We start from the raw sequence: 26,152 nt of genomic DNA, 5'->3' as shown, positions 1-26,152 counted from the left end.
CTTTCCTCCATTCTGAAATGCTTAAAGCCCTTTGATTTTGGATATACAAGCAGCAGTATATTTGTCCCAAAGGTCTGTCATAATCTGCTGCTCCCGTTCTGTCAAAGACGCAAAGGTTTCTAACTCTGCCTTTTCAATATGGGAGATGACTTGCTTTTGAAATATGCGCCCCTTTTCCGTCAATATAATAGAACGGGCGCGTCTATCGTCAGGATTTTCCACTAATGTTACATATCCTTTCCTTTCAAAAGAGAGGATTACTTTGTTGACTGTCTGTTTTGGAAAATACAGCGTGTCGCATAGTTCCTTTTGCGTCGTCCCGCCGTCAATCAACTGTAAGACAAACATGGAAATGTAGGTCAAATCGTGTTCCTTTGCATACTCCTCATAGACGTGGTTTAATCTCTGCCATGCAAGATAGAAGCGCTTTAAGTTTTTCGGTCTGTTTAATTCTTTCATTATATAGTCCCCTTTTAGACTATTGTAACAGAAAGAAAATATAAAAGCAATCCCTTTGCCTATTCTTGACGTTGGCATTTTTACTACAAGCCGTACAGACCACCATTGCTTTTACAAATCAACCTTCTTAAAGCGTTTTGCGGAAATCCGATATACGAATGGAACAAGTACGCCATAGCAGACAATTCCGGCTATTAAAATGGGCAGCTGCATGAGCAGATCCTTTGGCTGGAAGCTGTCCATCCAGACAAGTGCCGGAATGTGGACCGTGGCTTCTATCATTACCATAAGAAAAACCATAGGAATTGCTGCAAGGATAGATGATTTTCCGACCTTGTAACCGTCTTTATAAAATACCGTGAGGAATACCAAATCAAATACCGCATATAAGATAAACCCAAAACCATACCAGGCAACGGTCGCGTCTAAACCTACGGGGTTATTTGGTATCTGCAGGACATTTCGCATAAGTGCAAAGGGAATAGAGAAAAGCAGTTGAAATAGCTGAAAGATAACAACAAGCAGGCATTTTCCCAGAACGCTTTCCTGTTTTGTCACTGGTAAAACGGCTGTATACCAGACATCATTTGTTTCCCGCGCATTTAAAAAAGTGATGCAGGGCGCAAAACAGCCAAACATAAAAATTACACTGTAAGGGTAGGAGGGCACCAGAACAAGACAGCCTAAAAAGGCAAAAACAATCGAACTCGGATGGGCTGCAAGCCTTATTTCCTTATACAGTAAAGTCATCATCCCATTCACTCCTTTCTGTACGCAGCATAATTTCTTCCAACGTGAGGGGATTCGTATCATCTGAGGTTTTTAAATGCGCAAAGGAACGTAAAAATGTATCTTTATCTGCGCTTAGCAATACCCTCCCATTCTGAATGTAGGTAATATCATCGGTACATCTGTCCAAATCAGAAGTAATATGTGTAGAAAACAGAATAGAACATTCTTCGTTTTTCACAGTCTGCCGGAAAATATGAAGCAGCTCCTCACGGGATACTGGGTCTAAACCGGAAGTTGGTTCATCCAGAATCAGTAATTCGGCGTGATGGGACAATGCCAGTGCAAGCAGGTATTTTACTTTCATTCCATTTGAAAGCTCTTTGAACTTTTTGCTTTCATCCAAAGCAAAATGCCGGATATATTTTTGATACCGGGCCTGATCCCAGTTCGTGTAAAAATTCCGGGTAACAGCCGTAATCGCAGAGAGTTTCTTCAGCGGATAAAAGTCAATCCCGCCAAACACAACACCTATTCGCTGCTTACACTCTTTTTCATGCTGATAGAAATTCTTCTGGAACATGGTGACGCTCCCATTTTCCGGCGACACCATGTTGAGGATAGATTTTAAGGTAGTACTTTTCCCTGCCCCATTTTTACCAATCAACCCCATAATGCGGTTAGGTGCAAGAGAAAAGCTGACATTTTCCAGATCAAATCCGGGATAGTGCTTATTGATATTCTGGACGCACAATACAGTTTCCATTATTCTTTCTCCTTTCCGTCGGGTGTATCTGCTATATTTAAAGCAGTTTTGAACAGCCGGGCAATATTCAGAAAAAAGTCTTCTTTCATTAGTGCAATTCCCGGATGTTCCGGATCTTCATCCCCTAAAACAACTAACATATCGCCGGGCTTAATTTTGAATACATCTCTGGCCTGTTTAGGAAGTACAATCTGACCGCGTTCCCCTACGTGAACAGTTCCGAATATGTGTTTCCCCTTGGGTGGTATACTTTTGCCGGTCTTCTCCTGGTCGTAATGGATGAGATCGTCGAGTTCCACATCATACAGTTTCGCCAGCGCGTCACAATTCAGAATGTCGGGGACTGATTGGCCGGTTTCCCATTTGGCAACAGCCTGCCGGGAAACACCGATTCGTTCTGCAGCCTCTTCCTGGGAAAATTTATTAAGCTGCCGCAGTGTAGACAAATTACGGGCGATATTACTTTTCTGCATTTTCATATATTTCACACCTCCTACTACTCATTTTACTCTTGGTTTTTCGGAAATTCCACCAACCAGGACAAGCAAAAATTGTTATAGTTGGTTGCATCTTCATTTTTATCTAAAAATAATTGTATATTATTTAACAATAAAACGGACAGAAAATAATACAAATAAAATACAAATTATATAGAATAAAATTACAAATTTAAGAAAATAATTGACAATTAAAAGTACAAGTGCAATAATGAAGTTACAAAATAAAGGAGGAAAAGTAAGGAGGTATTTCATGAAACGATGGAGAACCGTTTTGGTTGGAGCTGGAGTGCGTGGAAGTACGCATTTAAAGGGGGTTTTGGAAAATAAGGACAGATACCAGGTGGCAGGGCTTTGTGATTTGGATATAAAAAAGACAAATATACTAAAAGAAAAATACAAATTATCAGTACCTGTCTATGAAGATGCAGAGACTATGCTGAGGGAATGTAAGCCGGAAGTACTTATATTTGTAACCCATCCGGATGTAAGGCTGGAGATGGTAAAGCTGGCGGCGAAATATCAGGTACAAGCTGTTTCCATGGAAAAGCCGATGGCCCAGTCTCTGGCAGAAGCCTGTGAGATTAAGAAAATCTGTGAAGAAAATCATATGAAAGCAGTGGTCTGCCACCAGCAGAAGTATTTAAAACAGATGCAGGAAATGAAACGAAGAATAGTTGCAGGCGAGATTGGAGAAATTAAAAAAATACATGTGGAAACACAGCCATGGATGGCGCAGCTTGGTACCCACTATGTAGATTATGCCTTATGGGCAGCTGGAGGGCAAAGAGCAAAATGGGTGATTGGACACGCCCATGGAAGAGCCGAGCTGGGGGATTCCCATCCTTCTCCTGATTTTCTGGAAGGAGAAATGCTTCTGGAAAATGGAGTGAGAGTCTATCTGGAATGTGGATATTTAAGCGAATCTCACCATCCGGAAGAATATGCAGATATTGACAACCGAATTACAGTATATGGTACCAGGGGATATGTGTGGGCAGAGACAGACGGATACTGGGGGGCATTTACCTCTCAGACACAGGGAGAACTGCTGACAGGCAAAGAACCGGGTTGGTATCATCACCAGGAAAAACAAATACAGACACCGTATTATACAGAATTTGCCGACTGGCTGGATGATGATAAGAAAATACATTCCTGCAATGTGGAAATCAGTTATCACGGCTATGAAATTTTAGAAGGAATGTGTTTGAGCGCACTGAACCATGTGAGAGTAGACTTTCCAATTGCTAAGCTGGATTATGAACCTGTGCTGACTCGTATGAAAAAAGAATTTCCTGATATAGGAACGAAACCAAGGATACTGTATGATGGAAAGGAGCCGAGAGAAGAATATGACTGATCAGAAAACAGGAAAAATCTGCCTTCATGTGGAGGAATCGGGAAGGGGAGAACCGCTGATCTTGTTGATGGGACTTGGGGCTTATGCAAGAAAGTGGGAGCCCCACAGAGAAGTCTATGAGAAAGAATTCTGGTGTATCAGTATGGATAACCGGGGAAGCGGACGGTCAGAGGCTCCCAGAATGGAAGAGTATACGACGGAGATGATGGCAGAAGATACCATAGAAACCATGGATGCCCTTGGGATTGCCAGCGCTCATATTCACGGTATTTCCATGGGCGGGGCAATTGCACAGGTATTAGCGGTAAAGTGGCCCCAGAGAGTAAAGTCATTAATTTTAACCAGTACTTTCTCTGAGGCAGATATATATTTTAAACAGGGATTGAAAATTTTAAGTGATAACGTAGGGAAAATGGAAGGGACAGCCTTTGCCGAACTATGTAATTATATGATTTATTCCAGAAAATATCATAATGAACATAAAAAAGAAATAGAAGCGGCGCAAAAACAGGACGAAGAAGATCCCATAAAAATGAGCCCTTATGCATACCGTGCACAGTGCCGGGCCTGCAGGAATCACAACCTGACCGGTGAGCTGCATAAAATTAATGCTCCCACATTAATTACGGCAGGGGATGCGGATTTATTTGTTTCCCCTTCCCTGACAGAGAAGCTGCATAAAGGGATTAAAAATTCCAAACTGTATTTATGCAGAGAAGGAGGCCACGTACATCACTGGGAGGAGCTGGAGCAGTTTAACAAAGTGACAATGGAATTTCTGAGAGAACAGAAGAAATCATAAGAGACAGACAAGGAGAGGACATGGATAAAATTTCATATGGCTGTCAGACGTATAGCTGGCAAATGTCTTTTGAAAAGTATGCAGGGAAGATACCACAGATTGCATCGGTTATGAAGCGGGCCGGATTTCAGGGAATAGAGGCAGAAGTTTGTATGCTGGGAAATAAATATTTTCCTGACAGAGAAAAACTAAACCATGTGCTGAAAAAAGAAAAACTACAGTTTGCAGCACTGGCGCTTCCACTTTTGTGGAGGGAAGAGGAAGAAACGGAAGAAGAACGGCAGATAGCGGATACCGCCATTGAATTTGTAAAGGGAATGAAAGGGAGTATTCTGGTTCTGTGTCATTTACCGGGACGTGATCGGAAGGACCTGAGGCAGCGCCAGGATCATCAGATTCGCTGCATCACAGAAGTGGCAAAAAGGGCAGAGGCAGAAGGAGTAACCACCGTTTATCATCCCAATTCTTCGTATGGATCCATATTCCGCACCAGAGAGGATTATGAATATCTGTTTGACGGTATTGCCGGAAGCTGTCTGGGATACGCCCCGGATGCCGGACATATTGCCCATGGAGGAATGGATCCGAAAGAAGTTATCAGTACGTATTATGAAAAAGTGAAACACGTTCATTTTAAGGATATGGGGGCGGATGGTTCCTGGAAATCTATGGGAGAAGGGAAAATTGATTTTCCGGGGATTGTAAAGATGCTGGAAGAAAAATCTTATAAAGGATGGATCATGGTGGAAGAGGAATCAGAAGAAGCCAGAAAAAATCCGGATTTAGTGACACTGGAAAACGGACGATATATACAAAAACTGTAGGAGGTACGATATGAGGAAAAAATGGATGGCAGCAGCGTTATGTATGGTGATGGCGGCAGCACTTGCAGGATGCGGAACACAAAAAGAGGAAAGCAAGGAAGCGAAAAACGGAGCAGACATTAACGGTGACGGGAAAGTAGTAGTGGGCTGTCTGGCAAAAAATCTGGTGGATCCTTTCCAGGTAGTTTTAAACAGTGCAGTAGAAGAAGGGGTGGAAGCACTGATGGAAGAAGGAATTGTGGACGAATGGACTGGGATTCTGGATGCGGAAAGCGATGCGGGAAAGCAGGTAGACAGGGCATCGGAGTGTATTTCTAAACAGTGTGATATTGTGATTATGCTTCCGGCAGAGACAACCGCTTCGGATCCGGCGCTTACCAGTATGGCAGATGCGGGAATAAAAGTACTGATGTTAAATGCAAAAACAGACAGTACAGATGAAGTGGCAGCTTCTTACAGTGGTTCTGATGATGTAGAAGCCGGCGAGAAACTGGCACAGTATGTAATCGAACAGGTACCGGAAGGCGGAAAATATGCCCATTGTCTGGGAGTTGTGGGGAATTCGGCACAGATTGCCAGAGGAGAAGGAATTGAAAACGTAATGGGAGAACATCCGGAATTTGAATGTATTGGTGAGTTTCCCTGTGAATGGGCGGCAGACAAGGCGGCCAATGTGGCTACTGACATGCTGAATAAATACGGAAAAGAATTAAAGGCGATTATCTGCGACAATGATGATATGTCAAGCGCGGCACAACAGGTTTGCAATAATGCAGGAAGAGATGATATTATTTGTATAGGCGTAGACGGCAGCCAGACGGCCATGGCAATGATAAAAGAAGGCTCTCTGAAAGGCACAATTTTACAGGACGGAAAAGCACAGGTGGAACAGTCAGTAGATGTCATTCGGAAAATGGCTGAAGGCGAAGAATACGATAAGGAAATCCTGGTTCCCTTTGTGACAATAACGAAAGAGAACGTGGATGACTATTACGAAGAAAAATAGAAGATAAGGAGTAATAACATTGTCAAAACCTTCAAAAAGCGTTCAGTTATATAATATCTTAAAAAACCAGATTATCACAGGGAAACGACTGGCAGGAAGCAAGTTTCCGCCGGAGATCGAGTTATGTGAAGAGTTTGGGATCAGCAGACAGACAGTAAGGCAGGCCATTGTGCGTCTGAAAGAAGAGAAACTGGTGGAAACCATAAAGGGAAGTGGCACCTATGTACTGGAACGGAAAAATGAAAATCCCGTTTCTGCTATGACGATAGGGGTAGTCGCCACTTATGTAGACGATTACATTTTTCCCAGACTAATTGGGGGGATCGATGACGCTCTGACTCAGAGGGGTTATCGGATGCAGTTAAGCATTACCCATAATAACGTAAGTATGGAAAAACAGCAGCTTTTAAGTTTGATGAATCAAAGGCCGGCAGGAATTTTAATTGAACCTGCAAAAAGTGCACTGATCTGGTCTAACAGAGAGATTTTTGAGAGCATTCAGAATCTGAAAATTCCCTGTGTGATGATGAATGGAAAGATTCCCGGCCTATCGGTTCCCATGGTCTCAATTAACGATAAAGAAAGCGGAAGAAAAGCAGCGCAATATCTGTTGGCATGCGGGCACAGACGGATAGGAGCATGTATGAAGGAAGATGACTGGGCCGGACAGATGCGTTATCTGGGATATCGTGAGGTATTAAATGAATATGGAGCTGACAATGTGGATGGGAATACCGTGTGGTATCATACGGAAGATATTGAAAGTATGTTTGGCAAAGCAGCCGATCCGTACATATTAAAACAATTTGAAGGCTGTACAGCCATAGTTTGTTTTAACGATTTAATTGCGATGAAACTGTATCAGCTATTTGAACGAAACGGAATTTCTATACCGGAGGATATTTCTATTATCGGGCACGACGATTTTCAGCTTGGAGAACTGGTGAAACCAAAGCTGACGACGATTCATCACCCCATTGAAGCCGTGGGAAGAAAAGCTGCCGAGTGCCTGCTGCAGATTGTGCAGGGAGATGAAAAACCAGAAGACTGCCTGCTCAATGGGGAGGTTATTGTCCGGGATTCCGTGAAATACCAGAAAGAAGATACAGACAGCTAAGCACAAAGAGGACGAGGTGGAATCTTTGAATAAAGAAAACTATATTTTAGAATGTCATAATATCCGGAAAGCTTTTGGAGGTACGCAGGCGCTGAAAAACGGAGAGCTGTATATCCGTCCGGGAGAGGTACATGCCCTGCTTGGAGAAAATGGAGCAGGAAAATCCACGCTGATGAAATGTATTATCGGACTTTATTCCTTCGACGGGGGAGAGATTCTTTACGAAGGAAAGCCATTCCGTGCCAGAGGTCCGGTGGAGGCTTTGAATGCAGGAATCTCCATGATACATCAGGAATTGAATCCGGAACCCCATTTAACAATCGCAGAGAGTATTTTTTTAAACCGGGAAAGTACACGAGGGATTTTTCTGGACAAAAAAAGGCAGAATCAAAAAGCAGATGAAATTTTAAAAAAGTTTGATTTTCCCTACGGAGCCGGAACATTGATGAAAAAACTCACACTGGCGCAAATGCAGATGATTGAGATTATCAAAGCGGTATCCTGCAATGCAAGGCTTATTATCATGGATGAACCGACTTCCTCTCTGGACAGTGAAGAAACCAGGCAATTGTTCAGAACGATTAACGATTTAAAAAAACAGGGTGTAGCAATGATTTATATCTCTCACAGAATGGAAGAAATTTTTGAAATCTGTGATAGAGTGTCGGTCTTTCGGGATGGAACCTATGTGGGGGAGAAGGATCTGGAACATGTTTCAAAAGAGGATTTGATTTCCATGATGGTAGGACGGAAAATTGAAAACGTTTTTCCTAAAACAGAATGTGAAATAGGAGAGGTGGTATTTCGTGCAGAAAACCTGAAAGGAAACGGTTTTGAAAATGTTTCTTTTGAGGTCCGTAAAGGAGAAATTCTGGGAATATCAGGGCTGGTTGGTTCAGGAAGAAGTGAGACAATGCGGGCGATATTCGGACTGGAACCTCTGGAAGAGGGAAAGCTGTTTCTGGAAGGGAAGGAAGTAAAGATTAAAAATCCCGGACAGGCGATCCGAAAAGGAATTTGTATGGTTAATGAAGACCGGAAAAGCTGGGGACTCTCCCTGCACCGTTCTATAAGAGAAAATATGTCGGTGGCCACTTTGCCTTTTAAACAAAAGCGGCTTCTTCTGAATAAGAAACGGGAAGAAAAGGAATGTAAAGAAATCGGGGAACTTCTGAAACTAAAAGCGGCAAGTATAGAACATGATGCGTTTTCTTTAAGCGGAGGGAATCAGCAAAAAGTGGTGCTTGCAAAATGGCTTCTGGCAGATCCGAAAGTTCTGATACTGGATGAACCGACAAGAGGTGTGGACGTTGGTGCAAAATCGGAAATACATTCTCTGATGTGCAGGTTTGCAGCAAAAGGCATGGCCGTAATTATGATTTCCTCGGAGCTCCCGGAAGTGATGGGGATGAGTGATCGGATTTTAGTCTATCATGAAGGCAGAATTAATGGAGAAGTGAAAAGGGAGGAACTCCTGGCAGGTACACAAAATCAGGAGACGATTTTAAATAAAGCGTTTGGGCAGTAGCAGGAGGAAGGACTTATGGAGAATGTGAAAGCGGGAAGAGTCACAGACAGAGAAAAAACCAGAATGTTTATGGGAAAATACGGGATTGGTGTAGTTCTTCTGTTTATGATGATTGGGATTTCGATTATCGAGCCGGCATTTCGCAGCGGCAGTAACATGATTAATGTGGCTACACAGGTTTCTATTAATGCTATGATTTCTTATGGAATGTGTCTGGCCATTACCACAGAAGGAATTGATTTATCTGTGGGAGCCCAGTTAGCACTGGTAAGCTGTACCATCGGACAATTGATTACAAATAGCGGATGGAACGTATGGAGTGCCTGCATAGTGGCACTGTTGGTAGCTACGGTATGGGGGTTCATAAATGGATTTTTGGTTTCAAAGTTTAATATGTTTCCTTTTGTAGTTACCCTATCTACCCAGTTGATTATCCGGGGGTTTGCCCAGGTAATCAGCGGCGGTCAGTCCATACCGGTAACGAACAGCACTTTTAAACAGATTTATTCAGCAAAGGCGGGAATTCTCCCGGTTCCTATTATTTTGCTGATTGTAGTCACTGTGGTGATGTATCTGTTACTCCACTGGACGAAATATGGACGATATGTTTTTGCGGTGGGAGATAATATGCAGGCAGCCATTGCCTCCGGCGTTAATGTTTTTAAAGTAAAGACGATTGCTTATACAATTTCCGGGCTACTGGCAGGCATTGCAGGAATTATTTTTACTGCTAAGACAGGATCGGCTCAATCCAATATAGGAGTTGGTTATGAGACGGACGCGGTTGCGGCCTGTGTTCTGGGAGGAACATCTTTCGCAGGAGGAATTACCACGATTCCCGGAGTGCTTATGGGAATCTTTATTATCGGATTTATCTATAATGGTATGAATTTAATTGGAATTGATTCCTATTACCAATCTATGACGAAGGGTATTGTAATCATTCTTGCAGTATTGTTGGATATGGTTATGAATAAAAAGAATACCTGATAAAAAAGGCGTAAAGTAATAAATCCCTGAAAACCTGAGACAGGTTTTCGGGGATTTTTGTATCTTCAAAACTGTCTGTAAAAAGTCAAGTGGTAAATAAATGTAATAGATTACATTTTTGGAAAAGAGGAAATGTAATAATAAACAAAAAGTAAACACAAATACTGTTAAAATATACAGAATATATAAATATAAGTCGAAAATATATTGACTTTAATCAGGTATATGATAAGATTAAAAATGTAATCGATTACAAAACGAATGAGGAGGTACAACTTATGGGTGAGATTAAAATATCCTACAACACACTGGTTTACGGAGAAGAACCCATTGAAAAAGGGATCGCAAGGTTAGCGAAATACGGATATGACGGTGTGGATTTTGTAGGAGAGCCGGACAAGTATGATGTGACAGAAATCTGCAAGTGGCTGGAAGAATACCGGATAGAAGCATCTTCGATCTGTGCAGTTTTTAATGAAGAGAGAGACTTTGTTTCCAGTAATCCGAAAATCCGCAGACAGGCAGTTGATTATGTGAAACGATGTGTGGATTTTGCTGTTGGGGTGGGCGCGAAATTTATCTCTGTACAGGCAACGGCCTGTATGAAAATTAATCCGGAAGCGGATTTGGAACAGGAATGGAAATGGGCGGTGGAAGGATTAAGGGAAGCCGGACTTTATGCACAGGAAAAGGGAATCCGTCTTACTTTAGAGGCATGGAACCGGTATGAGACGTATCTGATTAACCGGGTGGAACAAGCGCTGCAGATGGTAAAGGAAATTAATCTTCCCAGTGTGGGTGTGATGGGGGATACCTATCATATGAACATCGAAGAAATACATATGGGAGATGCCATCCGGAAGCTGGGAGACAAACTTTATTATCTCCATATTGCAGACAGTAACCGGGCGGCGCCGGGAAGAGGGCATATTGACTTTGAAGAAATTGCCTGGGCTTTAAGAGATATTCACTATGAAGGATGGGTTGCCATGGAATTACTTCCGGCGGCAGCAGATCCTTTCGGAGGAAAGATTTGCGAAGAATTTTATGACCAGTATTCGAGAGAATCCGTTGACTATTTAAGGAAACTGTTTGATAAGATACGCTAGAGAAAGGAATAAAAAGATGAAAAAAAGGTATTTGGGGATTTTTATGGCGGCGCTTATGGGAATGACACTGATGGGATGCCAGAGCGAAGAAGGGAACCAGGAACAGACGGCTAAGGAAGAGCAGACCACATCGGAAGAAAGTGCAGATTCCGGGGAAAGCGATGATTCTGCATATAAAGTTGGTTTCTCAGCCGGTTACAGTAAAGTACAGCACTGGGAACTGGAAATCGGCGGTGCGCAGGCGGCAGCAGACGAAGCAGGGGTAGAGATGATTTATCAGTTTGCCAACGGCGATCAGCAAAAGCAGATTCAGGATATTGAAAATATGGTAGAGATGGGAATTGATATGCTGATTGTAGGTCCCTGTAATTCCGAAGGAATTGTTCCTACAGTAAATGAACTGAAAGAAAAAGGAATTCCGGTCATGACAAGCGATATTGGAATTACCGGAACAGAAGTCGTTGCCCACGTAGCGTCGGATAATTACAAAATCGGAACCATGGCTGCAGAATACATGGGAGAAATGTTAGGAGGAGAAGGAAAGATTGCCATTGTAGGATGGGCTTCTGCTTCAGCTACGAAAGACAGAGAAGACGGATTTACGGATACACTGACAGAAAAATATCCGGATATTGAGATTATCACCTCCCAGGATGTGGGCGGCGACAGAACCAAATCTCTGGAGACCTGCGAAAACATTATTCAGTCCAACAGTGATATTAATGCTATTTTCGGATGCAATGCAGAGTGTGCTCTGGGGGCATACAATGCCACACAGTCAGTGAATCGGACAGATATTAATATTGTGGCAGTGGATTCAGACAGCGAAGTAATGGAGGCCATCAAAGGAGAGACAAACCTGAAAGCGACGATCGCACAGAATCCCTATGAGATGGGACATAAGGCCATGGAGACAGCCATTGCTTCATTAAATGGAGAAGAGGTAGAAGATGCTGCCATTGAGGCGGAGCTTGTTACCTCCGAAAACGTACAGGAAATTATCGACAGAGATGAGGCATTTCTGAATCCGTAACGGACAGAGATAAAAAATTGGAGGCAGAAAAATTCATGGGGACCTTTATTTTAGAAATGGAAAATATAACCAAAAAGTTTTCCGGAGTTACTGTACTCGATAACGTGGAATTTCGGTTAAAAAAAGGAGAAGTTCATGTTTTAATCGGTGAAAACGGCGCGGGAAAATCCACGCTGATGAAAATTTTAACAGGCATTTATCAGAAAGACAAAGGGCGGATGCGGCTGGCAGAGGAAGACGGAAGTATGCAGACCATCGAGTTTCATTCGCCCAAAGATGCGCTGGATAAAGGAATCAGTATGGTTTTCCAGGAATTTAATCTGATGGAGAATATGACAATTGCAGAAAACATCTGCATCGGAGCCGAACCGGTGAATAAAGCAGGTATCTTAGACAGAAAGGCCATGAATCGGCATGCAGAGAAATATATGAAAATGGCAGGCCTGAACGTATCTCCGGGAAAGACCGTAAGCTCCCTGACAGTTGCCCAGAAGCAGTGTGTGGAGATTGCCAAATGTCTGTCTCATCATGCCAGAATTCTGATTCTGGACGAGCCTACTTCCAGTTTGTCGGAAAAAGAGGTTGCCAATCTGTTTCATCTTATTGAAGATTTGAAAAAGCAGGGAGTCAGTATCGTTTACATTTCTCACAGAATGGAAGAAATTTTCAAACTGGGGGATCGGATTACTGTCTTTCGGGATGGACAGTATATTGACACCTTGAATGTTAAGGACACTTCAGAAAAAGAACTGGTGAAGCTGATTATCGGAAGAGAATTTGACCCTTCTGAGACCTATGGACAGGGCAGAATATCCGGTGAAATGATTCTGGAAGGAAAAGATCTTCAAATCAGAAAGTTTAAGGAGAAGGTGAACTTTCAGCTTTATAAAGGAGAAATCCTGGGAATCTTCGGCTTAGTGGGAGCGGGCAGGACAGAACTGGCCAGAATTCTTTTTGGAATTGATAAAACGAAAGAGGGAAATCTGTATAAAAACGGAAAGAGATTAAAGATTTCCTGTCCACAGGATGCAATTGAAAATGGGATTGGCATGGTTCCGGAGGATCGGAAACAGCTGGGACTGATTACGAAGATGAGTATCCGGGATAATCTGGCGCTGGCGAAATTAAGGGATATGCCCTGGGTTTTAAAGTCCCATGAAAGAGAGGAAAAGCTGACAGAGCAATATGGCAGGCTGTTATCCATTGTCTATCAGAGCTCTGCACAGAAAGCAGAACGGCTAAGCGGTGGCAACCAGCAGAAGGTAGCCATTGCCAAATGGCTGGCGATGAATCTGGACGTATTAATTCTGGACGAACCCACAAGAGGCGTAGATGTAGGCGCCAAGGCAGAAATATACGAAATCATGAGAGAACTGACAGAGAAAGGCATGAGTATTATTATGATTTCTTCCGATTTGCCGGAGATCTTACGGGTCAGCAGCCGGGTTCTGGTTATGCACGACGGCGGGATACGTCTGAATGAAAAGACAGAGAATCTGGATCAGGAAAAAATTATGCATGCAGCCATTAGCTAGAGGTGAAAAAATGAAGAAAAATGTATTAAAAAATGCGGATATTATCAGGCAGGGAACCCTGATTATCGTCTTAGTGTTAGAAATGATTCTTTTTACTGCTTTATCAGACAGCTTTTTAACCGGTTCGAACCTGGTAAACGTTTTGCGCCAGACATCGGTAACGGCCATTTCTGCGGTGGGAATGTTTATGATTATCCTTCTGGGAGACATTGATTTGTCTGTGGGATCCGTATATGCCCTGATCGGCGTACTTTGTGCCTACGTATTTCAGGGAACCGAAAGTGCGGTGATAACAGTAATTGCTGCTTTGGCTCTTGGAACCTTTATCGGATTTGCCAGCGGGTTTGTTACCGCAAAAGGGAAGATACCGGCTTTTGTGACGACACTGTCTGTAATGAGTATCTGCAGAGGAGTGGCTTATATTTTAACAGACGGTACGCCCATTGGAATTGTGAATCCCAAGTTTACGTATCTGGGAGCCGGATACTTATTCGGAAGGATCCCGGTTCCTGTGGTACTGATGATTGTGGTTTTCGCTATCGGATTTTTCCTGACGGGTTTTACCAGGTTCGGAAGGTACATTTATGCCAGCGGCGGTAATGAACAGGCCAGCCGGTGGTCGGGAATTAAGACGGATCGGATTCGGATTGCAGTCTTTACCATTTCCGGATGTTTCGTGGGATTAAGTTCCCTCATACTGGCGGGCCGTCTGGGCGGAGGACTGCCGGGAACCGGAAACGGTTCCGAACTGGATGTGATTACCACGGTAATCCTTGGAGGAACCAGCTTAAACGGCGGAAAAGGCAAGCTGTGGGGCGTTATCACCGGCGTATTTGTAATCGGTGTGCTTACAAACGGACTTACCATGATGAATTTATCCACTTACTGGCAGCAGGTGGTAAAAGGAATCATTATTCTGATTGCAGTATTATTTGACATGAAAGCAGCAAAAGAAGAGTAGGAAGGAGGACTGCATCGTATGAAGAAAGAAATGACAGCAGTTACATTTAAAGATATTGCGACTTATGAGATTGGAAAGCGGGCGGTACCGGAGATTACCAGACTGGATGAAGTAAGAGTAGCCGTTGAGGCAGCCAGCATTTGCGGAACAGACGTTCATTTATTAAACGATCCTCCGGGATTTATCGGAACAAAAGGAATCGTCCTGGGACACGAGTGTGTGGGCACAGTGGAATCTGTAGGAGAGGGAGTATCCGGCTTAAAGGCGGGAGACAGAGTGGTGCTGGAACCAAATGTTGCCTGCGGATACTGTCATTACTGCAAGACGGGAGTTCCCAATATGTGTGAAAACGACGTGATACTGGGTGTTACGGCAGACGGGGTTTTTGCAGAATATTTCGTTGCTCCGGAAAAAGCGCTGACCAAAATCCCTCAGGACCTGCCGGCGGACATTGCTGTTTTCGCAGAACCGGTCAACTGTGTCATGGGGGCGGTCAATAAGATCCGGCTTCTGCCGGGAGAGACGGTTTTAGTACTGGGAGCAGGCCCAATCGGATTATATTTTGTCATGCTGTTAAAGAGCAATGGAGCCGGTAAGGTCATTGTCTCAGAACCATCAGAATACCGGGCCAAATATGCCCTGGAATGCGGCGCAGATGTTGTGATTAATCCCATAAAAGAGGATTTGTCCCAGAAAGTGAAAGAACTGACACAGGGGCTGGGAGCGGACGTAACCGTAGACGCGGTGGGCGTGCTGTCTCCGGATGCCATTGCCTGCACCAGAAGGGCAGGGAAGATTGTCCTTTTCGGACAAAACGGGGCTGTGACAGAGAAAATCTGCCAGAACGATATTACCAGAAACGGACTGACGGTTTATGGGAATTATATCGGTCTGTACAGCATGACCCCCACAGTGAAAATGCTGTCCTCAGACCTTCTTCCCCTGGAAAAGATCATTACCCACAGGCTTCCTTTAGAAGACTTTGGAAAAGGCCTGGAAGCAATGAGAAAGGGAGAGGCATTGGAAGTGGTACTTTATCCTCAGAAATAATGGGAAGGGGAATCAGATATGTACAAGTACAGCATGACCCAGTGGATTGTGGGAAATGAAAATATAGAAGAGAGTTTTCAGAGATTACAGAAATACGGATATGACGGAATAGAGTTTGCGGCAGAACCCTACAGTCTGGAAGGAGAAAAGATGAGAAGGCTGATGAACAACTATCAGCTCATCTGTACCTCCCTGTGCGGGATTTTTAACGATGAGAGAGATTTAACGGCAGGGGAACCAAAAAAAGCAGAAAAGGCAATCCAGTATTTAAAGGACAGCGTAGACTTTGCCGTGGAAGTAGGAGCGGCGTGTCTAATCGTTGTGCCCTCCCCGGTGGGAAGAACCCAGCCGCCGGAGGAGTACGGATATGAAGAGGCGTGGAAACAGGCTGTAAATAATATACGAACTGCTGCAGATTATGCACAGGAAAAGGGGATCTGCTTTGTGATTGAAGCCATCAACCGCTATGAAACCTATCTGGTAAATAATCTGGAGAAAGCATTGGAGTTTGTGAAAGAAATCAATCATCCGTCCGTAGGACTGATGGCCGATCTGTTTCATATGGGAATTGAAGAGCGAAACATCGGGCAGAGTCTGAGGAAAATTGCTCCCTGGCTGCGGCACGTTCATCTGGCGGATAATACAAGAGAAGCGCCCGGCATGGGAGGAACGGATTTTAAGGAAGTTCTCAGGACTTTGAAGGAAATCGGTTATCAGGGAGCCCTGACCATGGAATTTCTGCCGAGAATTGCAAATCCCTATGCGGCAAAAGAAATGGGAACCCATAAAAGTCTTATGGATAAATATGCCGAAATTTCCATATCTTACATAAAAATGCTGGAGGCTGCTACTTCTGTATAAAGATTATGCTATAATTGATTCGGGGATTCGACAAAAGAATCCCTGAATGAAAACGAAAAGAGGTACATAAATGGCAACCATACAGGATGTAGCGAAGAAGGCCGGGGTGTCTGTAGCTACCGTATCAAGAGTCCTTAATAAAAATCAGAAAGTGACACAAAAGTCCGCGTTAAAAGTAGAAAGAGCCATAAGGGAACTGGACTACCATCCCAATTTTCTGGCGAGAGATTTGAGAAAAGCAGAATCCAACCGGATTCTGGTGCTTCTGCAGACCATTTCCAATCCCTTTTATGCCACGATCGTAAGAGGGATTGAGGATGTGGCCAGAAGACATGGATACAGCATCATGCTGTGCAATACAGATTCGGATTTGGAAAGAGAGAAGGAATATCTGACCCTTCTTTATAAGAAAATGGTTCAGGGAGCCATATTTCTGGATACAGAAATGTCCACGGAACAGCTCAATGAACTGGCGGAGAATAATTCTCTTGTATTATGCTGTGAATACAGAAAAGGGGTGAACGTCCCCCACGTGATGATCGATAATTACCGGGCGGCGAAAACCATTGTGGAACATCTGATTGGGTTCGGACATCGGAAAATCGGATTAATCTGCGGAGACAGACATCTGGAATCCACCATGCTTCGTTATAATGGGTATGTGGATGCTTTAAAAGAACATGGAATTGCAATGGAAGACAACTTTATTTTTCAAAGCAGTGAAAGCAGTTTTCAGATGGGACAAAGAGCGGTGGAAACCCTTTTGTATAAAAGCGATCCCACTGCAATCTTCAGTATGTCGGACATCATGGCAATCGGCGCCTTAAAAGCCCTCCATAAAAAGGGAATCCGGGTGCCGGATGAGATGGCAGTGGCCGGGTTTGACGGAATTGAATATTCTGCCGTTTCCGTTCCCGGTCTGACTACCATCAAGCAGCCCAATTACGAAATGGGGTGTGCGGCGATGGAACTGCTGATTCAGAAAATGCACAATGAAACCATTGCCAATGAAGAACTGATATTTGAATATGAATTGCTGATAAGAGAATCCACCTTAAAAAATGTCTGATGGGGTGAGACTCTTTTAAGGGCGGATTAGGAAAAAGGACAGGAGGTATTTATGTACAGGGTTGGGATAGCCGGCTGCGGGTCGATTACAAAATTCAGACACGCGCCGGAATACAGACAGAATCCCCAGGCGGAAATCGCGGGTTTTTATGATTATAAAACAGAAAGAGCCAACGAAATGGCAGAGACATTTGGAGGGAAGGTATATCCCACATATGAAGAAATGCTAAACGACCCTTCCATTGATGCGGTCAGTATCTGCACGGCCAATGCATTTCACTGCAGGATGACAGTACAGGCTTTAAAAGCCGGAAAACATGTTCTGTGTGAAAAACCGATGGCTCTGACAAAAGAAGAGACCAGAGAAATGGTAGACGAGGCCGGAAAGCAAAACCGCATTCTGATGATTGGCCATAACCAGCGGCTGGTTTCGGCTCATCAGATGGCAAGAAAGCTTATCGGGCAGGGAGAACTGGGAAAAATTCTTACGTTTCGCACCACGTTCTGCCATGCAGGGCCGGAGAGCTGGAGTGCAGATAAAAGCAAAAGCACCTGGTTTTTTCAGAAAGGAGCGGCAGGACTGGGCTCTCTGGCGGATTTGGGAATCCATAAAGTGGACTTAATCCGGTGGCTGCTGCAAAGCGAAGTAAAAGAGGTAACTTCCGCTTTATTTACGGAAGATAAGAGATATGAGGACGGTAGTCTGATTGAAATTGACGATAATTCCATTTCTGTTTTGAAAATGGAAAACGGAGCTGTGGGAAGTGTTACTACAGGCTGGACCAATTATGGAGAGGAAGATAATTCCACTGTAATTTACGGAACCAAAGGCGTAATGAAAATCTTTTCGGATCCCCGGTATGCAGTTACCATTCAGAAAAAAGACGGTACGGTTGTTAATTATCAGATGGACGCCATCCAGACCAATACCAGCCAGACCAGTTCCGGAGTGATTGATTTGTTTCTGGAAAGTATCGGACAGGGAGCCGCTTTAGAACTGTCAGGAGAAGAGGCTGCAAAAGTAATGGATGTGATTTTTGCCATGGAACAGTCGGCAAAGGAAAAAAGAACAGTATCTTTAAGTCAGGGGGATGAAAAATGAAACTGGGTTTTGTAAGCGCAATTATGGAGAAGGCATCTTTTCATGAAGTAATCGACTTTGCATCAAGACAGGGGTTTGCCTGTGTGGAGCTGGCCTGTTGGCCGAAACAAGAGGCAGACAGAAGATACGCGGGGGTCAGTCATCTGGATGTGGATGCACTGGATAAACAAAAGATACAGGAGATAAAGGACTACTGTGCGAAGAAGAAGGTTGAAATCTCGGCGCTGGCTTTCTATCCGAATATGATGGAAGAAGATCTGACAAAGCGTGAAGAAAATATCCGGCATTTGAAAAAATTAATTGTGGCGGCGAAGGACTTGGGCATCGGCCTTGTAAATACTTTTATTGGAAGGATTCCTCAGTGGACGGTGGAAGAAAATCTGAAGCTCTGCGAGGAAATCTGGAATCCCATTATGAAATTTGCAGAGGAGAACCAGGTGAAAATCGGGATTGAAAACTGCCCGATGCTTTTTACAGAGGATGAATGGCCGGGCGGAAAGAATCTGGCCTCCACTCCGGAAATCTGGAGAGAGATTTTTAAGAGAGTGCCAAGTCCCAATCTGGGTCTGAACTTTGATCCTTCCCACTTTATCTGGCAGGAAATGGACTACATCGAACCGCTGTATGAATTTAGAGAGAAAATCTTCCATGTGCACTTTAAGGACATTAAAATTCTGCACAACAGACGAAAGGAAGTGGGAGTGATGGCCCTGCCTCTTTCCTATATGCTGCCGAAACTGCCGGGGCTTGGAGATGTAAACTGGAATCACTTTGTCTCAGCGCTGACCGATATAGGCTATCGGGGATGCGCCTGCCTGGAAATCGAAGATCGGGCATTTGAGGATTCCCGGGAACAGATAGAAAAGGCGATTCTGTCAGCGAAAAAGTATATGGAGGTGCTGATTCCGGCATAACAGAAATGGATGCCTTCTGGGTTGTACAGACGGCATCCGTTTTTTGATGGATAATCCGATTGTTTCATAAGAACTGCTGTGATATAATTTCAGAAAAGGAGGGATTGATAAATCATTTAGAATAGGGATGAGGGTATCATGACAGGACAAAATAAGAAATAGAATGGACAAGATAGAAGATGGAAAGGAACTTCCTTTTTCCTGTATGCTATAAAAAATGCAGGAGGTGAGGAAGATGAGAAGAACCAGTAAAAGCCATCAGATTTTAGGAAGCCTGGGATTAACAGGAGCTGCCTTAATCTGGGGGCTTTCTTTTGTTGTGGTAAAAGATTCTGCAGACGCCGTACCGGTGCTCTATCTGGTTGCCCTGCGGTATCTTCTGGCGGAATTTGGCATGGGAATTCTCTTTTTTAAAAAGCTGAAAGGTCTTACAAAGGAGGCGGTAAGGCAGGGGATGGTATTAGGTTTCTTTTTATGTGCCGGGCAGTTTTTTCAGACTCTGGGATGTAAGTATACCACTGCCGGAAAGAATGCTTTTCTTACAACCACCTATGTGATTTTAGTTCCGTTTCTGTGCTGGTGGCTGGAGAAAGAAAAACCAAGGAAAGCCCAGATTTTCGCAGCATTGGCAGCATTGGCGGGAATTGCTCTTTTGTCTCTGGAAGGAAGCCTCAGGATACAGACAGGAGATTTTCTGACTTTGGTCTGCGGAGGAATGCTGGCTTTTCATATTCTGTTCATTGACCGGTATACAGGGAAAACCGATCCCATTCTTCTGACTCTGCTTCAGTTTTTCTTTGCAGGAATTTATTCCTGGGGGATGATTGGGGCCACAGGAATTCCCTTTCCGGTTCAGATCTGGGAGAGGGAGCTGCTGCTAAATCTGCTTTATATCGGAGTTGGCAGTACCATGCTGGGATTTTTGCTGCAGATTGTCTGTCAGAAATATACCAATCCGAATGTAGCTGCAGTGCTTTTATCTTTGGAATCTGTTTTTGGGATGTTGTTTTCCGTGCTGTTTTTGCACGAAGTAGTTACCTGGAGGATATTTACGGGGTGTGTCTGTATGCTGGCCGCCGTGCTTCTTTCTGAAATTAAAGAAACAAGCAAGACAAAATAAGAAATATAGATGACAACAGGCGGAATGGATTTTCAGCACATGGAAATTTATAATAAGCTCAGAAATTGAAAATAAAAAACAGAATTTCCATGGAGGTAAAGAAATGTTAGAAAAATTAATTGTCATGCTGACACACAATGATGTAACAGTAAAAGATGCAGAAGAAATCTTTGAAGAAAACAAAGATCTTCCGGTAACCAACTGGGGATTTAAGGATGTGGGACTGGAACCGGAAAAGATGAAAGAACTCTGCCGGATGATGAAGGATGCCGGAAAGACAACATACCTGGAAGTGGTTACCTACTCAGAAGAAGAGTGTATGAGAGGGGCCAGGCTGGCTGCAGAATGCGGATTTGACTGTCTGCTGGGAACAATTTTCTATGATTCTGTTATGGAATATGTTAAGACCACAGATTTGAAATATTTCCCTTTTGTGGGAAAAGTTTCCCAAAGTCCGTCCATTCTGGAAGGCTCCTGTGATTTCATGTTAGAACAGGCAGAGAAATACGCAAAAGCCGGAGCAGAAGGAGTTGATTTATTAGGATACCGTTACATGGAGGGAGATCCGAATATTCTTTCTGCAGCCTTTGTAAAGGCAGGCAGTCTTCCAACCGTTCTGGCAGGCAGTATCGGGTCCAAAGAGAGAATGCTTCTGGTAAAACAGATGAATCCGGCTTACTTTACCATGGGTTCGGCACTGTTTACCAAAAACTTTGTAAAAGACGGAAGTTTTCGGGAGAACCTGGAAGAGGTTGTGGATTTTCTGAAAGCACAGTAAAGGACATGTCTGCCGGGGCAGGAGTCCCATACGGAAAAAGTTAGGAGGTTTGTTATGACAGAAACAAAAACAGGTCTGGTAGTTGTGGCCAGTCAGTACGAAAGCGGCGGTCAGCGGGCCCGGGAATTAACAGATTCCGCAAAGGAAGCGCTGGAAAAGAAAAATATCAGGGTTATTACAGGTTCTAAAGTGATCTGGGACGGAGCAGACGCCATTGATGTATGTAAAGAATTGAAAGAGGAAGAGGTGGATTCTCTTACCATTGTTTTAAGCACTTGGGTAACAGATTCTCTGCTCTACATATTAGTACAGGAAATGCAGCTCCCGGTAGTTTTTTGGGCAGTGCCCTATACAGAAACTTTCTCCATCGGATGTGTTCAGCACTTTGGAAGCGCCCTTACTACCCACGGCATTCCCTATGACTATGTTTACGGCCTGGCAGATCAGGAGGCCGTTGTGGAAAAAGTGGCAAAGATTGCAGAAGCAGGACGAATTCTGAAATCAGTGAAAAATATGAAGTTGGCTTTAGTGGGACCCCGACAGACCTGGCGTGTGGCAGGTCCTCAGGATACCACCAATGAAGAGTGGGAGTTTTCGCAGAAGTTCGGCGTCACCCTGATTCACATTGAGATGGAAGAGATTCTGGAACTGGCCGGAAAAATCTCTGAGGAAGAAGCAGTCCAGACTTATAAATATCTGAGGAAGCGGACAGGAAAGGTGCTGGCAGACGAAGAAACTATGCTGCATATGACGAGCGTTTATCTGGCAGTGAAAGAAATTGTTAAGAAATACTCTCTGGATGCTCTGGCAGCAGAATGCTATCCTTTCTACAGCGGACAGATGAACCTTCCCTCAAGCTGGCTGGCAGATGAGGGGATTATTGTAGATACAGAGGGGGATATTGGCCATACAATGGTGATGTATATGCTGAACCTGGCGGCGAAAGGGGGAGCCACCGCTCTGGGCGAGGTTGGAAGCATGGATGATGAGAATCGGATTCTGGCTCTGGCTCATGAGGGAAGCACGGCCCATTCTCTTGCAGAAGACTTAAGTAAGGTACAGATTTCCCCCAGCGGAGAAAAAGGCTGTTTCGTAGGGCTGCCTCTTCGTCCTATGGAGAAAGTCACTGTCTCCAGTATTCAGGGGAACGGCAGGGACGGCTATCAGATTCTGGTGGAATCAGGCAGGGTGGTGGAAGCCCACAGACAGGAATGGATTGACGGCGGTGAAAAGCTGTTGGTGAAACTGGGAATTGAAAAAAAGGCAAGCGAGGCGGTAGATCGGTTAATAGAAGCAGGCATGGATCATCATCTTCTGGTAAAAGAGGGTGATTATACGGAAATTCTGTCTCTGCTCTGCAAGTATCTGAAGGTAAAGAAAGTCACCTTCTGAAAAGTGAAAAGGAGGAAAATACCATGAAGATTGTCGTATTAGACGGCTATACGGAAAATCCAGGGGATTTAAGCTGGGAGAAACTTGAGGCCCTGGGGGAAGTTACTGTTTATGACCGGACTTCCTACGTGGATTCTCCGGTGATTGCGGAAAGAATCGGCGAGGCGGAAATTGCGGTTATCAATAAGACCCCGATTACGAAAGAAACCATCGATCGCTGCCCCAATCTGAAGCTGATTGCAGTACTGGCTACGGGCTACAATGTGGTGGACTGTCAATATGCAAAAGCAAAAGGCATTCCGGTAGTAAACGTCCCCACCTACGGAACTCAGATTGTGGGACAGTATGCAGTGGGACTGCTTCTGGAAATCTGTTCCCATTATGGACATCACGATAAAACAGTGAAAGAAGGAAAGTGGGAGAATAATCAGGACTGGTGTTACTGGGATTATCCTATGATTGAATTATATAAAAAGACAGCGGGAATTATCGGTCTTGGCCGTATCGGGCAGGCCACCGCCAGAATTTTAAAGGCTATGGATATGGAAATTCTGGCCTATGACTCTTATCCCTGTGAGGCGGGCAGGGAACTGGCAGAATACGTAGATTTAGATACCCTTCTGGCAAAATCAGACGTAATCTTCCTTCACTGTCCTCTGTTTCCGGAGACGGAAGGCATGATTAACAAAGAAAACATCGGAAAAATGAAAGACGGCGTAATTCTTATTAATAACAGCCGGGGACAGCTTGTAGTGGAAGAAGATCTGGCAGAAGCCCTGAACAGAGGAAAAGTCTATGCAGCCGGACTGGATGTGGTATCCACTGAACCAATCAAAGGAGACAATCCGCTTCTGAAAGCCAGAAACTGTTTTATTACCCCTCATATCTCCTGGGCTGCCCAGGCCTCCAGACAGAGAATTATGGATATTACGGCGGATAATATAAAAGAGTTTCTGAATGGAAATCCGATTCATGTGGTGAATAAGTAAAAAACCGGGGCTGCCAAGCCCCGGAACATCAGGACTCTGCCAGCGTGTTCAGAAATTTTTGAATATAAGGCAGTGCAGAGCCGATGGTTATATTATGTTTTGGCATTTTGCTGATACGCAGAAAATCATCTGCTTCCTCAAAAGGAGTAATCTGCCGGATTTTCTCGTAAAGGAAATCCAGATCTTCCTGACATAAGTAGGAAGCCAGGTAGCCTCCGAGTATGAAATCTGTGTCATAAACCAGGTGGAGCATATTTACTGATCTGGCCAGGTTGGTAAGGAAATGCTCCCATCGTTTTTTATAAATAAGATTCCCCTGACGAAGATAAAGGAAGAATTCGTCGGGGGTTTCTTTCTCTTCCAGAAGTGCGGTCAGAGAACATAGGGTTTCAATGCAGCCGTGTTTTCCGCAGTAACAAAGCTTCCCCCGGGGCTCCATCTGAATGTGCTCAATGGTGGAGCTGTGTCCGTGTTTTCCGGTCAGGAATTCTCCGTTGGTAATGACAGCGGCGCCCAGATGCTTGCTGATGGAAAGATAGAAAGCATTTTTCAGCTCCGGAGAAATCCACAATTCAGCTACCGCCGCGCTTTGGGCGTCATGAATAAAAGAACAGGGGTAAGGCAGGTATTTTGTAAAACGGGAAATGGATAACCCGGTGCAGGAGAGAATTTTGCCATAGACAATCGTCTTCCGATCCGGAGAAACCAGCGCCTGCATAGCAAAGCCGATTCCCAGAATATGTTCCTCTGACAGGCCGAGACGTTCCTTAAACTCCAGAATTTTATGGCATACTGTCCGGAAGTAAGATTCCGTTTCTTCATAATCAAAATCAAATGCAAGGCGGTCGATTTTTTCTCCATATAAATTGACCGCGATTATTTTCACTTCTTTTTTCAGAATTTCAACCCCAATTCCAACACGAAAATCAGGGACAATGGAATAGGCAGAAGCCTTTCTTCCCACAAACTCCGTATCGATCTGGCCGCTTTTCTGAATCAGTCCGTCGTTTTCCATCTTTGTAAGATTTGCAGTGACGGTGGGGCGGCTCAGACGGAGGTTATAAGAGATGTCCTGCTGAGAGACATTCCTGTTTTTATAAATATAGTGATAAATCAGACTGTAGTTATTCTGCTTAATCTGATTGGGAGTAATACTTTTTTTCATAAATATCCGTCCTTAATTTGTAAAATGACTTTACAAAAATATATTATAGCACAGAAGAAGAGACAGAGGGTACTGTGAAAATTGTATAAAATTTAAAGAAAATCATTGGATATTATTGCGGATTGACGAAAACCAGGTCTGCTATTATTATAAAATTAAATTTGATAAATCATTTTACAAAATTAATTTATAAAAGGAGGATGCTGAAATGGGTATCATGGAAAAAATGAGATTGGATGGAAAAAAAGGATTCGTAACAGGAGCTGCAAGGGGAATCGGAAAGAGTACAGCTACAGCCTTCGCCCAGGCAGGCGCAGACGTGGCGATTGTAGATCTGGATTATGAGGAAGCAGTAAAAACAGCGAAAGAACTGGCAGAGGAAACCGGAAGAAAGATAATTGCCATAAAAACAGACTGTACCAGTAAAGAACAGGTAGACGCGATGGTAAATCAGGTGACAGAAGAGCTGGGCGGTCTGGATTTCTGCCACAATAACGCAGGTATCTGCATCAATGCGCCGGCAGAAGAGATGACTTACGAACAGTGGAATAAAGTAATTAACATTAACCTGAACGGGATTTTCCTGACCGATATTGCAGCAGGAAAATACATGCTGGAGCATGGCGGCGGTTCCATTATTAATACGGCTTCTATGTCCGCCCATATTGTAAACGTACCTCAGCCCCAGTGTGCTTATAACGCTTCGAAGGCAGGCGTCATTCAGCTGACCAAATCCCTGGCCATTGAATGGGCGAAACGGGGCGTGCGGGTGAACAGCATCAGCCCGGGATATATTGGAACGGAATTAACCTTAAATTCTCCCACACTGGTTCCGCTGATTGAGAAATGGAATGAGATGGCGCCGATGGGAAGAATGGGAAAACCGGAAGAACTGCAGTCAATCTGTGTTTATCTGGCCGGAGATACCAGTAGCTTTACCACAGGGTCAGACTTTGTCATTGACGGGGCATTTACCTGTTTCTAAAACCGGGGA

Annotated in this window: 26 protein-coding genes; 21 read left to right on the top strand and 5 right to left on the bottom strand. The window is 44.0% G+C overall.

All coding sequences use genetic code 11. The features are described from left to right. Window positions 1-21: 21 nt before the first annotated feature. The 4 genes from B5F53_RS12370 to B5F53_RS12355 all read right to left on the bottom strand — a co-directional run bounded on the left by B5F53_RS12370 (window position 22) and on the right by B5F53_RS12355 (window position 2,433). Window positions 22-459 (bottom strand): MarR family winged helix-turn-helix transcriptional regulator, encoded by a 438-nt coding sequence (locus B5F53_RS12370; protein WP_162610606.1) that lies wholly within the window; start codon window positions 457-459, stop codon window positions 22-24. Window positions 460-570: 111 nt separating this feature from the next. Continuing rightward, window positions 571-1,212 carry an ABC-2 transporter permease gene (locus tag B5F53_RS12365; RefSeq protein ID WP_242970309.1) on the bottom strand — a complete coding sequence of 214 codons (642 nt, stop codon included), beginning with the start codon at window positions 1,210-1,212 and terminating at the stop codon, window positions 571-573. Continuing rightward, on the bottom strand, window positions 1,193-1,954 hold the full coding sequence (locus B5F53_RS12360) for an ABC transporter ATP-binding protein (protein WP_087223863.1): 762 nt from the start codon (window positions 1,952-1,954) through the stop codon (window positions 1,193-1,195). The genes B5F53_RS12365 and B5F53_RS12360 overlap by 20 nt, the downstream gene beginning before the upstream one ends. Then, a complete protein-coding gene (locus tag B5F53_RS12355; RefSeq protein ID WP_087223861.1) occupies window positions 1,954-2,433 on the bottom strand; it encodes a helix-turn-helix domain-containing protein in 480 nt (159 codons plus the stop codon). Before B5F53_RS12355 ends, B5F53_RS12360 begins: the two co-directional genes overlap by 1 nt. A 271-nt stretch (window positions 2,434-2,704) precedes the next feature. On the opposite strand from B5F53_RS12355, the gene B5F53_RS12350 reads away from it, so the two are divergent. The 20 genes from B5F53_RS12350 to B5F53_RS12255 all read left to right on the top strand — a co-directional run bounded on the left by B5F53_RS12350 (window position 2,705) and on the right by B5F53_RS12255 (window position 23,993). Further along, complete coding sequence (locus B5F53_RS12350) at window positions 2,705-3,814, top strand: Gfo/Idh/MocA family protein (RefSeq protein ID WP_087223859.1); 1,110 nt, start codon at window positions 2,705-2,707, stop codon at window positions 3,812-3,814. Further along, window positions 3,807-4,616 carry an alpha/beta fold hydrolase gene (locus B5F53_RS12345; RefSeq protein WP_162610605.1) on the top strand — a complete coding sequence of 270 codons (810 nt, stop codon included), beginning with the start codon at window positions 3,807-3,809 and terminating at the stop codon, window positions 4,614-4,616. The genes B5F53_RS12350 and B5F53_RS12345 overlap by 8 nt, the downstream gene beginning before the upstream one ends. Before the next feature lie 20 nt (window positions 4,617-4,636). Beyond that, entirely contained in the window at window positions 4,637-5,440 is an 804-nt protein-coding gene (locus B5F53_RS12340) for a sugar phosphate isomerase/epimerase family protein (RefSeq protein ID WP_087223855.1), read from the top strand. A 10-nt stretch (window positions 5,441-5,450) separates the two neighbouring features. Then, complete coding sequence (locus tag B5F53_RS12335; protein WP_087223853.1) at window positions 5,451-6,446, top strand: substrate-binding domain-containing protein; 996 nt, start codon at window positions 5,451-5,453, stop codon at window positions 6,444-6,446. Window positions 6,447-6,465: 19 nt separating this feature from the next. Next, window positions 6,466-7,563 (top strand): GntR family transcriptional regulator, encoded by a 1,098-nt coding sequence (locus B5F53_RS12330; protein WP_087223851.1) that lies wholly within the window; start codon window positions 6,466-6,468, stop codon window positions 7,561-7,563. A 25-nt stretch (window positions 7,564-7,588) separates the two neighbouring features. Continuing rightward, window positions 7,589-9,091 carry a sugar ABC transporter ATP-binding protein gene (locus B5F53_RS12325; RefSeq protein WP_087223926.1) on the top strand — a complete coding sequence of 501 codons (1,503 nt, stop codon included), beginning with the start codon at window positions 7,589-7,591 and terminating at the stop codon, window positions 9,089-9,091. 15 nt (window positions 9,092-9,106) lie between these two features. Beyond that, window positions 9,107-10,081, top strand: coding sequence for an ABC transporter permease (locus tag B5F53_RS12320; protein WP_087223849.1), 975 nt, complete (start codon window positions 9,107-9,109; stop codon window positions 10,079-10,081). Window positions 10,082-10,359: 278 nt separating this feature from the next. Then, the gene (locus B5F53_RS12315) at window positions 10,360-11,190 is read left to right on the top strand and encodes a sugar phosphate isomerase/epimerase family protein (RefSeq protein WP_087223847.1); all 831 of its coding nucleotides are present in this window, start codon (window positions 10,360-10,362) and stop codon (window positions 11,188-11,190) included. Between the two features lie 16 nt (window positions 11,191-11,206). After that, entirely contained in the window at window positions 11,207-12,223 is a 1,017-nt protein-coding gene (locus B5F53_RS12310; RefSeq protein ID WP_087223845.1) for a sugar ABC transporter substrate-binding protein, read from the top strand. Window positions 12,224-12,258: 35 nt separating this feature from the next. Beyond that, a complete protein-coding gene (locus B5F53_RS12305; protein ID WP_087223843.1) occupies window positions 12,259-13,758 on the top strand; it encodes a sugar ABC transporter ATP-binding protein in 1,500 nt (499 codons plus the stop codon). A 10-nt stretch (window positions 13,759-13,768) separates the two neighbouring features. Next, a complete protein-coding gene (locus tag B5F53_RS12300) occupies window positions 13,769-14,719 on the top strand; it encodes an ABC transporter permease (RefSeq protein WP_162610604.1) in 951 nt (316 codons plus the stop codon). An 18-nt stretch (window positions 14,720-14,737) separates the two neighbouring features. Next, complete coding sequence (locus B5F53_RS12295; protein ID WP_087223839.1) at window positions 14,738-15,769, top strand: zinc-dependent alcohol dehydrogenase; 1,032 nt, start codon at window positions 14,738-14,740, stop codon at window positions 15,767-15,769. Window positions 15,770-15,787: 18 nt separating this feature from the next. Next, a complete protein-coding gene (locus tag B5F53_RS12290) occupies window positions 15,788-16,630 on the top strand; it encodes a sugar phosphate isomerase/epimerase family protein (protein WP_087223837.1) in 843 nt (280 codons plus the stop codon). Window positions 16,631-16,700: 70 nt separating this feature from the next. Further along, window positions 16,701-17,699: a LacI family DNA-binding transcriptional regulator gene (locus tag B5F53_RS12285; protein ID WP_087223835.1), complete on the top strand. Its 999-nt coding sequence runs from the start codon at window positions 16,701-16,703 to the stop codon at window positions 17,697-17,699. Window positions 17,700-17,750: 51 nt separating this feature from the next. Continuing rightward, a complete protein-coding gene (locus B5F53_RS12280) occupies window positions 17,751-18,800 on the top strand; it encodes a Gfo/Idh/MocA family protein (protein WP_087223833.1) in 1,050 nt (349 codons plus the stop codon). Then, window positions 18,797-19,714 carry a sugar phosphate isomerase/epimerase family protein gene (locus B5F53_RS12275; RefSeq protein WP_087223831.1) on the top strand — a complete coding sequence of 306 codons (918 nt, stop codon included), beginning with the start codon at window positions 18,797-18,799 and terminating at the stop codon, window positions 19,712-19,714. The genes B5F53_RS12280 and B5F53_RS12275 overlap by 4 nt, the downstream gene beginning before the upstream one ends. A 235-nt stretch (window positions 19,715-19,949) precedes the next feature. Beyond that, the gene (locus B5F53_RS12270; RefSeq protein WP_162610603.1) at window positions 19,950-20,834 is read left to right on the top strand and encodes a DMT family transporter; all 885 of its coding nucleotides are present in this window, start codon (window positions 19,950-19,952) and stop codon (window positions 20,832-20,834) included. Between the two features lie 103 nt (window positions 20,835-20,937). After that, complete coding sequence (locus B5F53_RS12265; protein ID WP_087223827.1) at window positions 20,938-21,612, top strand: hypothetical protein; 675 nt, start codon at window positions 20,938-20,940, stop codon at window positions 21,610-21,612. Window positions 21,613-21,666: 54 nt separating this feature from the next. Beyond that, window positions 21,667-23,004: a hypothetical protein gene (locus tag B5F53_RS12260; protein WP_087223825.1), complete on the top strand. Its 1,338-nt coding sequence runs from the start codon at window positions 21,667-21,669 to the stop codon at window positions 23,002-23,004. A 23-nt stretch (window positions 23,005-23,027) separates the two neighbouring features. Then, window positions 23,028-23,993, top strand: coding sequence for a D-2-hydroxyacid dehydrogenase (locus B5F53_RS12255; protein WP_087223823.1), 966 nt, complete (start codon window positions 23,028-23,030; stop codon window positions 23,991-23,993). A 28-nt stretch (window positions 23,994-24,021) separates the two neighbouring features. Here the strand turns inward: B5F53_RS12255 and B5F53_RS12250 are convergent, their stop codons facing one another. Continuing rightward, window positions 24,022-25,158, bottom strand: coding sequence for an ROK family transcriptional regulator (locus B5F53_RS12250; RefSeq protein WP_087223821.1), 1,137 nt, complete (start codon window positions 25,156-25,158; stop codon window positions 24,022-24,024). Between the two features lie 208 nt (window positions 25,159-25,366). Here B5F53_RS12250 and B5F53_RS12245 point away from each other — a divergent pair, with 208 nt between their 5' ends. Beyond that, the gene (locus B5F53_RS12245; protein ID WP_087223819.1) at window positions 25,367-26,143 is read left to right on the top strand and encodes an SDR family oxidoreductase; all 777 of its coding nucleotides are present in this window, start codon (window positions 25,367-25,369) and stop codon (window positions 26,141-26,143) included. The last annotated feature ends 9 nt before the right edge of the window (window positions 26,144-26,152 follow it).

The organism is Blautia sp. An249 (assembly GCF_002159835.1).
Taxonomy (GTDB): Bacteria; Bacillota; Clostridia; order Lachnospirales; family Lachnospiraceae; genus Blautia_A; species Blautia_A avistercoris.
Note: the sequence above shows the minus strand (reverse complement) of the source record. Positions and strands in the feature narration are given on the sequence as shown.

Excerpts from the sequence above, each read along its gene's own strand:
- B5F53_RS12255 (WP_087223823.1), top strand. The coding sequence starts at position 23,028 with ATGAAGATTGTCGTATTAGACGGCTATACGGAAAATCCAGGGGATTTA.
- B5F53_RS12305 (WP_087223843.1), top strand. The coding sequence starts at position 12,259 with ATGGGGACCTTTATTTTAGAAATGGAAAATATAACCAAAAAGTTTTCC.
- B5F53_RS12275 (WP_087223831.1), top strand. The coding sequence starts at position 18,797 with ATGAAACTGGGTTTTGTAAGCGCAATTATGGAGAAGGCATCTTTTCAT.
- B5F53_RS12285 (WP_087223835.1), top strand. The coding sequence starts at position 16,701 with ATGGCAACCATACAGGATGTAGCGAAGAAGGCCGGGGTGTCTGTAGCT.
- B5F53_RS12320 (WP_087223849.1), top strand. The coding sequence starts at position 9,107 with ATGGAGAATGTGAAAGCGGGAAGAGTCACAGACAGAGAAAAAACCAGA.
- B5F53_RS12300 (WP_162610604.1), top strand. The coding sequence starts at position 13,769 with ATGAAGAAAAATGTATTAAAAAATGCGGATATTATCAGGCAGGGAACC.
- B5F53_RS12335 (WP_087223853.1), top strand. The coding sequence starts at position 5,451 with ATGAGGAAAAAATGGATGGCAGCAGCGTTATGTATGGTGATGGCGGCA.
- B5F53_RS12250 (WP_087223821.1), bottom strand. The coding sequence starts at position 25,158 with ATGAAAAAAAGTATTACTCCCAATCAGATTAAGCAGAATAACTACAGT.
- B5F53_RS12290 (WP_087223837.1), top strand. The coding sequence starts at position 15,788 with ATGTACAAGTACAGCATGACCCAGTGGATTGTGGGAAATGAAAATATA.
- B5F53_RS12370 (WP_162610606.1), bottom strand. The coding sequence starts at position 459 with ATGAAAGAATTAAACAGACCGAAAAACTTAAAGCGCTTCTATCTTGCA.
- B5F53_RS12245 (WP_087223819.1), top strand. The coding sequence starts at position 25,367 with ATGGGTATCATGGAAAAAATGAGATTGGATGGAAAAAAAGGATTCGTA.
- B5F53_RS12295 (WP_087223839.1), top strand. The coding sequence starts at position 14,738 with ATGAAGAAAGAAATGACAGCAGTTACATTTAAAGATATTGCGACTTAT.
- B5F53_RS12365 (WP_242970309.1), bottom strand. The coding sequence starts at position 1,212 with ATGATGACTTTACTGTATAAGGAAATAAGGCTTGCAGCCCATCCGAGT.
- B5F53_RS12265 (WP_087223827.1), top strand. The coding sequence starts at position 20,938 with ATGTTAGAAAAATTAATTGTCATGCTGACACACAATGATGTAACAGTA.
- B5F53_RS12310 (WP_087223845.1), top strand. The coding sequence starts at position 11,207 with ATGAAAAAAAGGTATTTGGGGATTTTTATGGCGGCGCTTATGGGAATG.
- B5F53_RS12260 (WP_087223825.1), top strand. The coding sequence starts at position 21,667 with ATGACAGAAACAAAAACAGGTCTGGTAGTTGTGGCCAGTCAGTACGAA.
- B5F53_RS12360 (WP_087223863.1), bottom strand. The coding sequence starts at position 1,954 with ATGGAAACTGTATTGTGCGTCCAGAATATCAATAAGCACTATCCCGGA.
- B5F53_RS12280 (WP_087223833.1), top strand. The coding sequence starts at position 17,751 with ATGTACAGGGTTGGGATAGCCGGCTGCGGGTCGATTACAAAATTCAGA.
- B5F53_RS12345 (WP_162610605.1), top strand. The coding sequence starts at position 3,807 with ATGACTGATCAGAAAACAGGAAAAATCTGCCTTCATGTGGAGGAATCG.
- B5F53_RS12350 (WP_087223859.1), top strand. The coding sequence starts at position 2,705 with ATGAAACGATGGAGAACCGTTTTGGTTGGAGCTGGAGTGCGTGGAAGT.
- B5F53_RS12340 (WP_087223855.1), top strand. The coding sequence starts at position 4,637 with ATGGATAAAATTTCATATGGCTGTCAGACGTATAGCTGGCAAATGTCT.
- B5F53_RS12315 (WP_087223847.1), top strand. The coding sequence starts at position 10,360 with ATGGGTGAGATTAAAATATCCTACAACACACTGGTTTACGGAGAAGAA.
- B5F53_RS12355 (WP_087223861.1), bottom strand. The coding sequence starts at position 2,433 with ATGAAAATGCAGAAAAGTAATATCGCCCGTAATTTGTCTACACTGCGG.
- B5F53_RS12270 (WP_162610603.1), top strand. The coding sequence starts at position 19,950 with ATGAGAAGAACCAGTAAAAGCCATCAGATTTTAGGAAGCCTGGGATTA.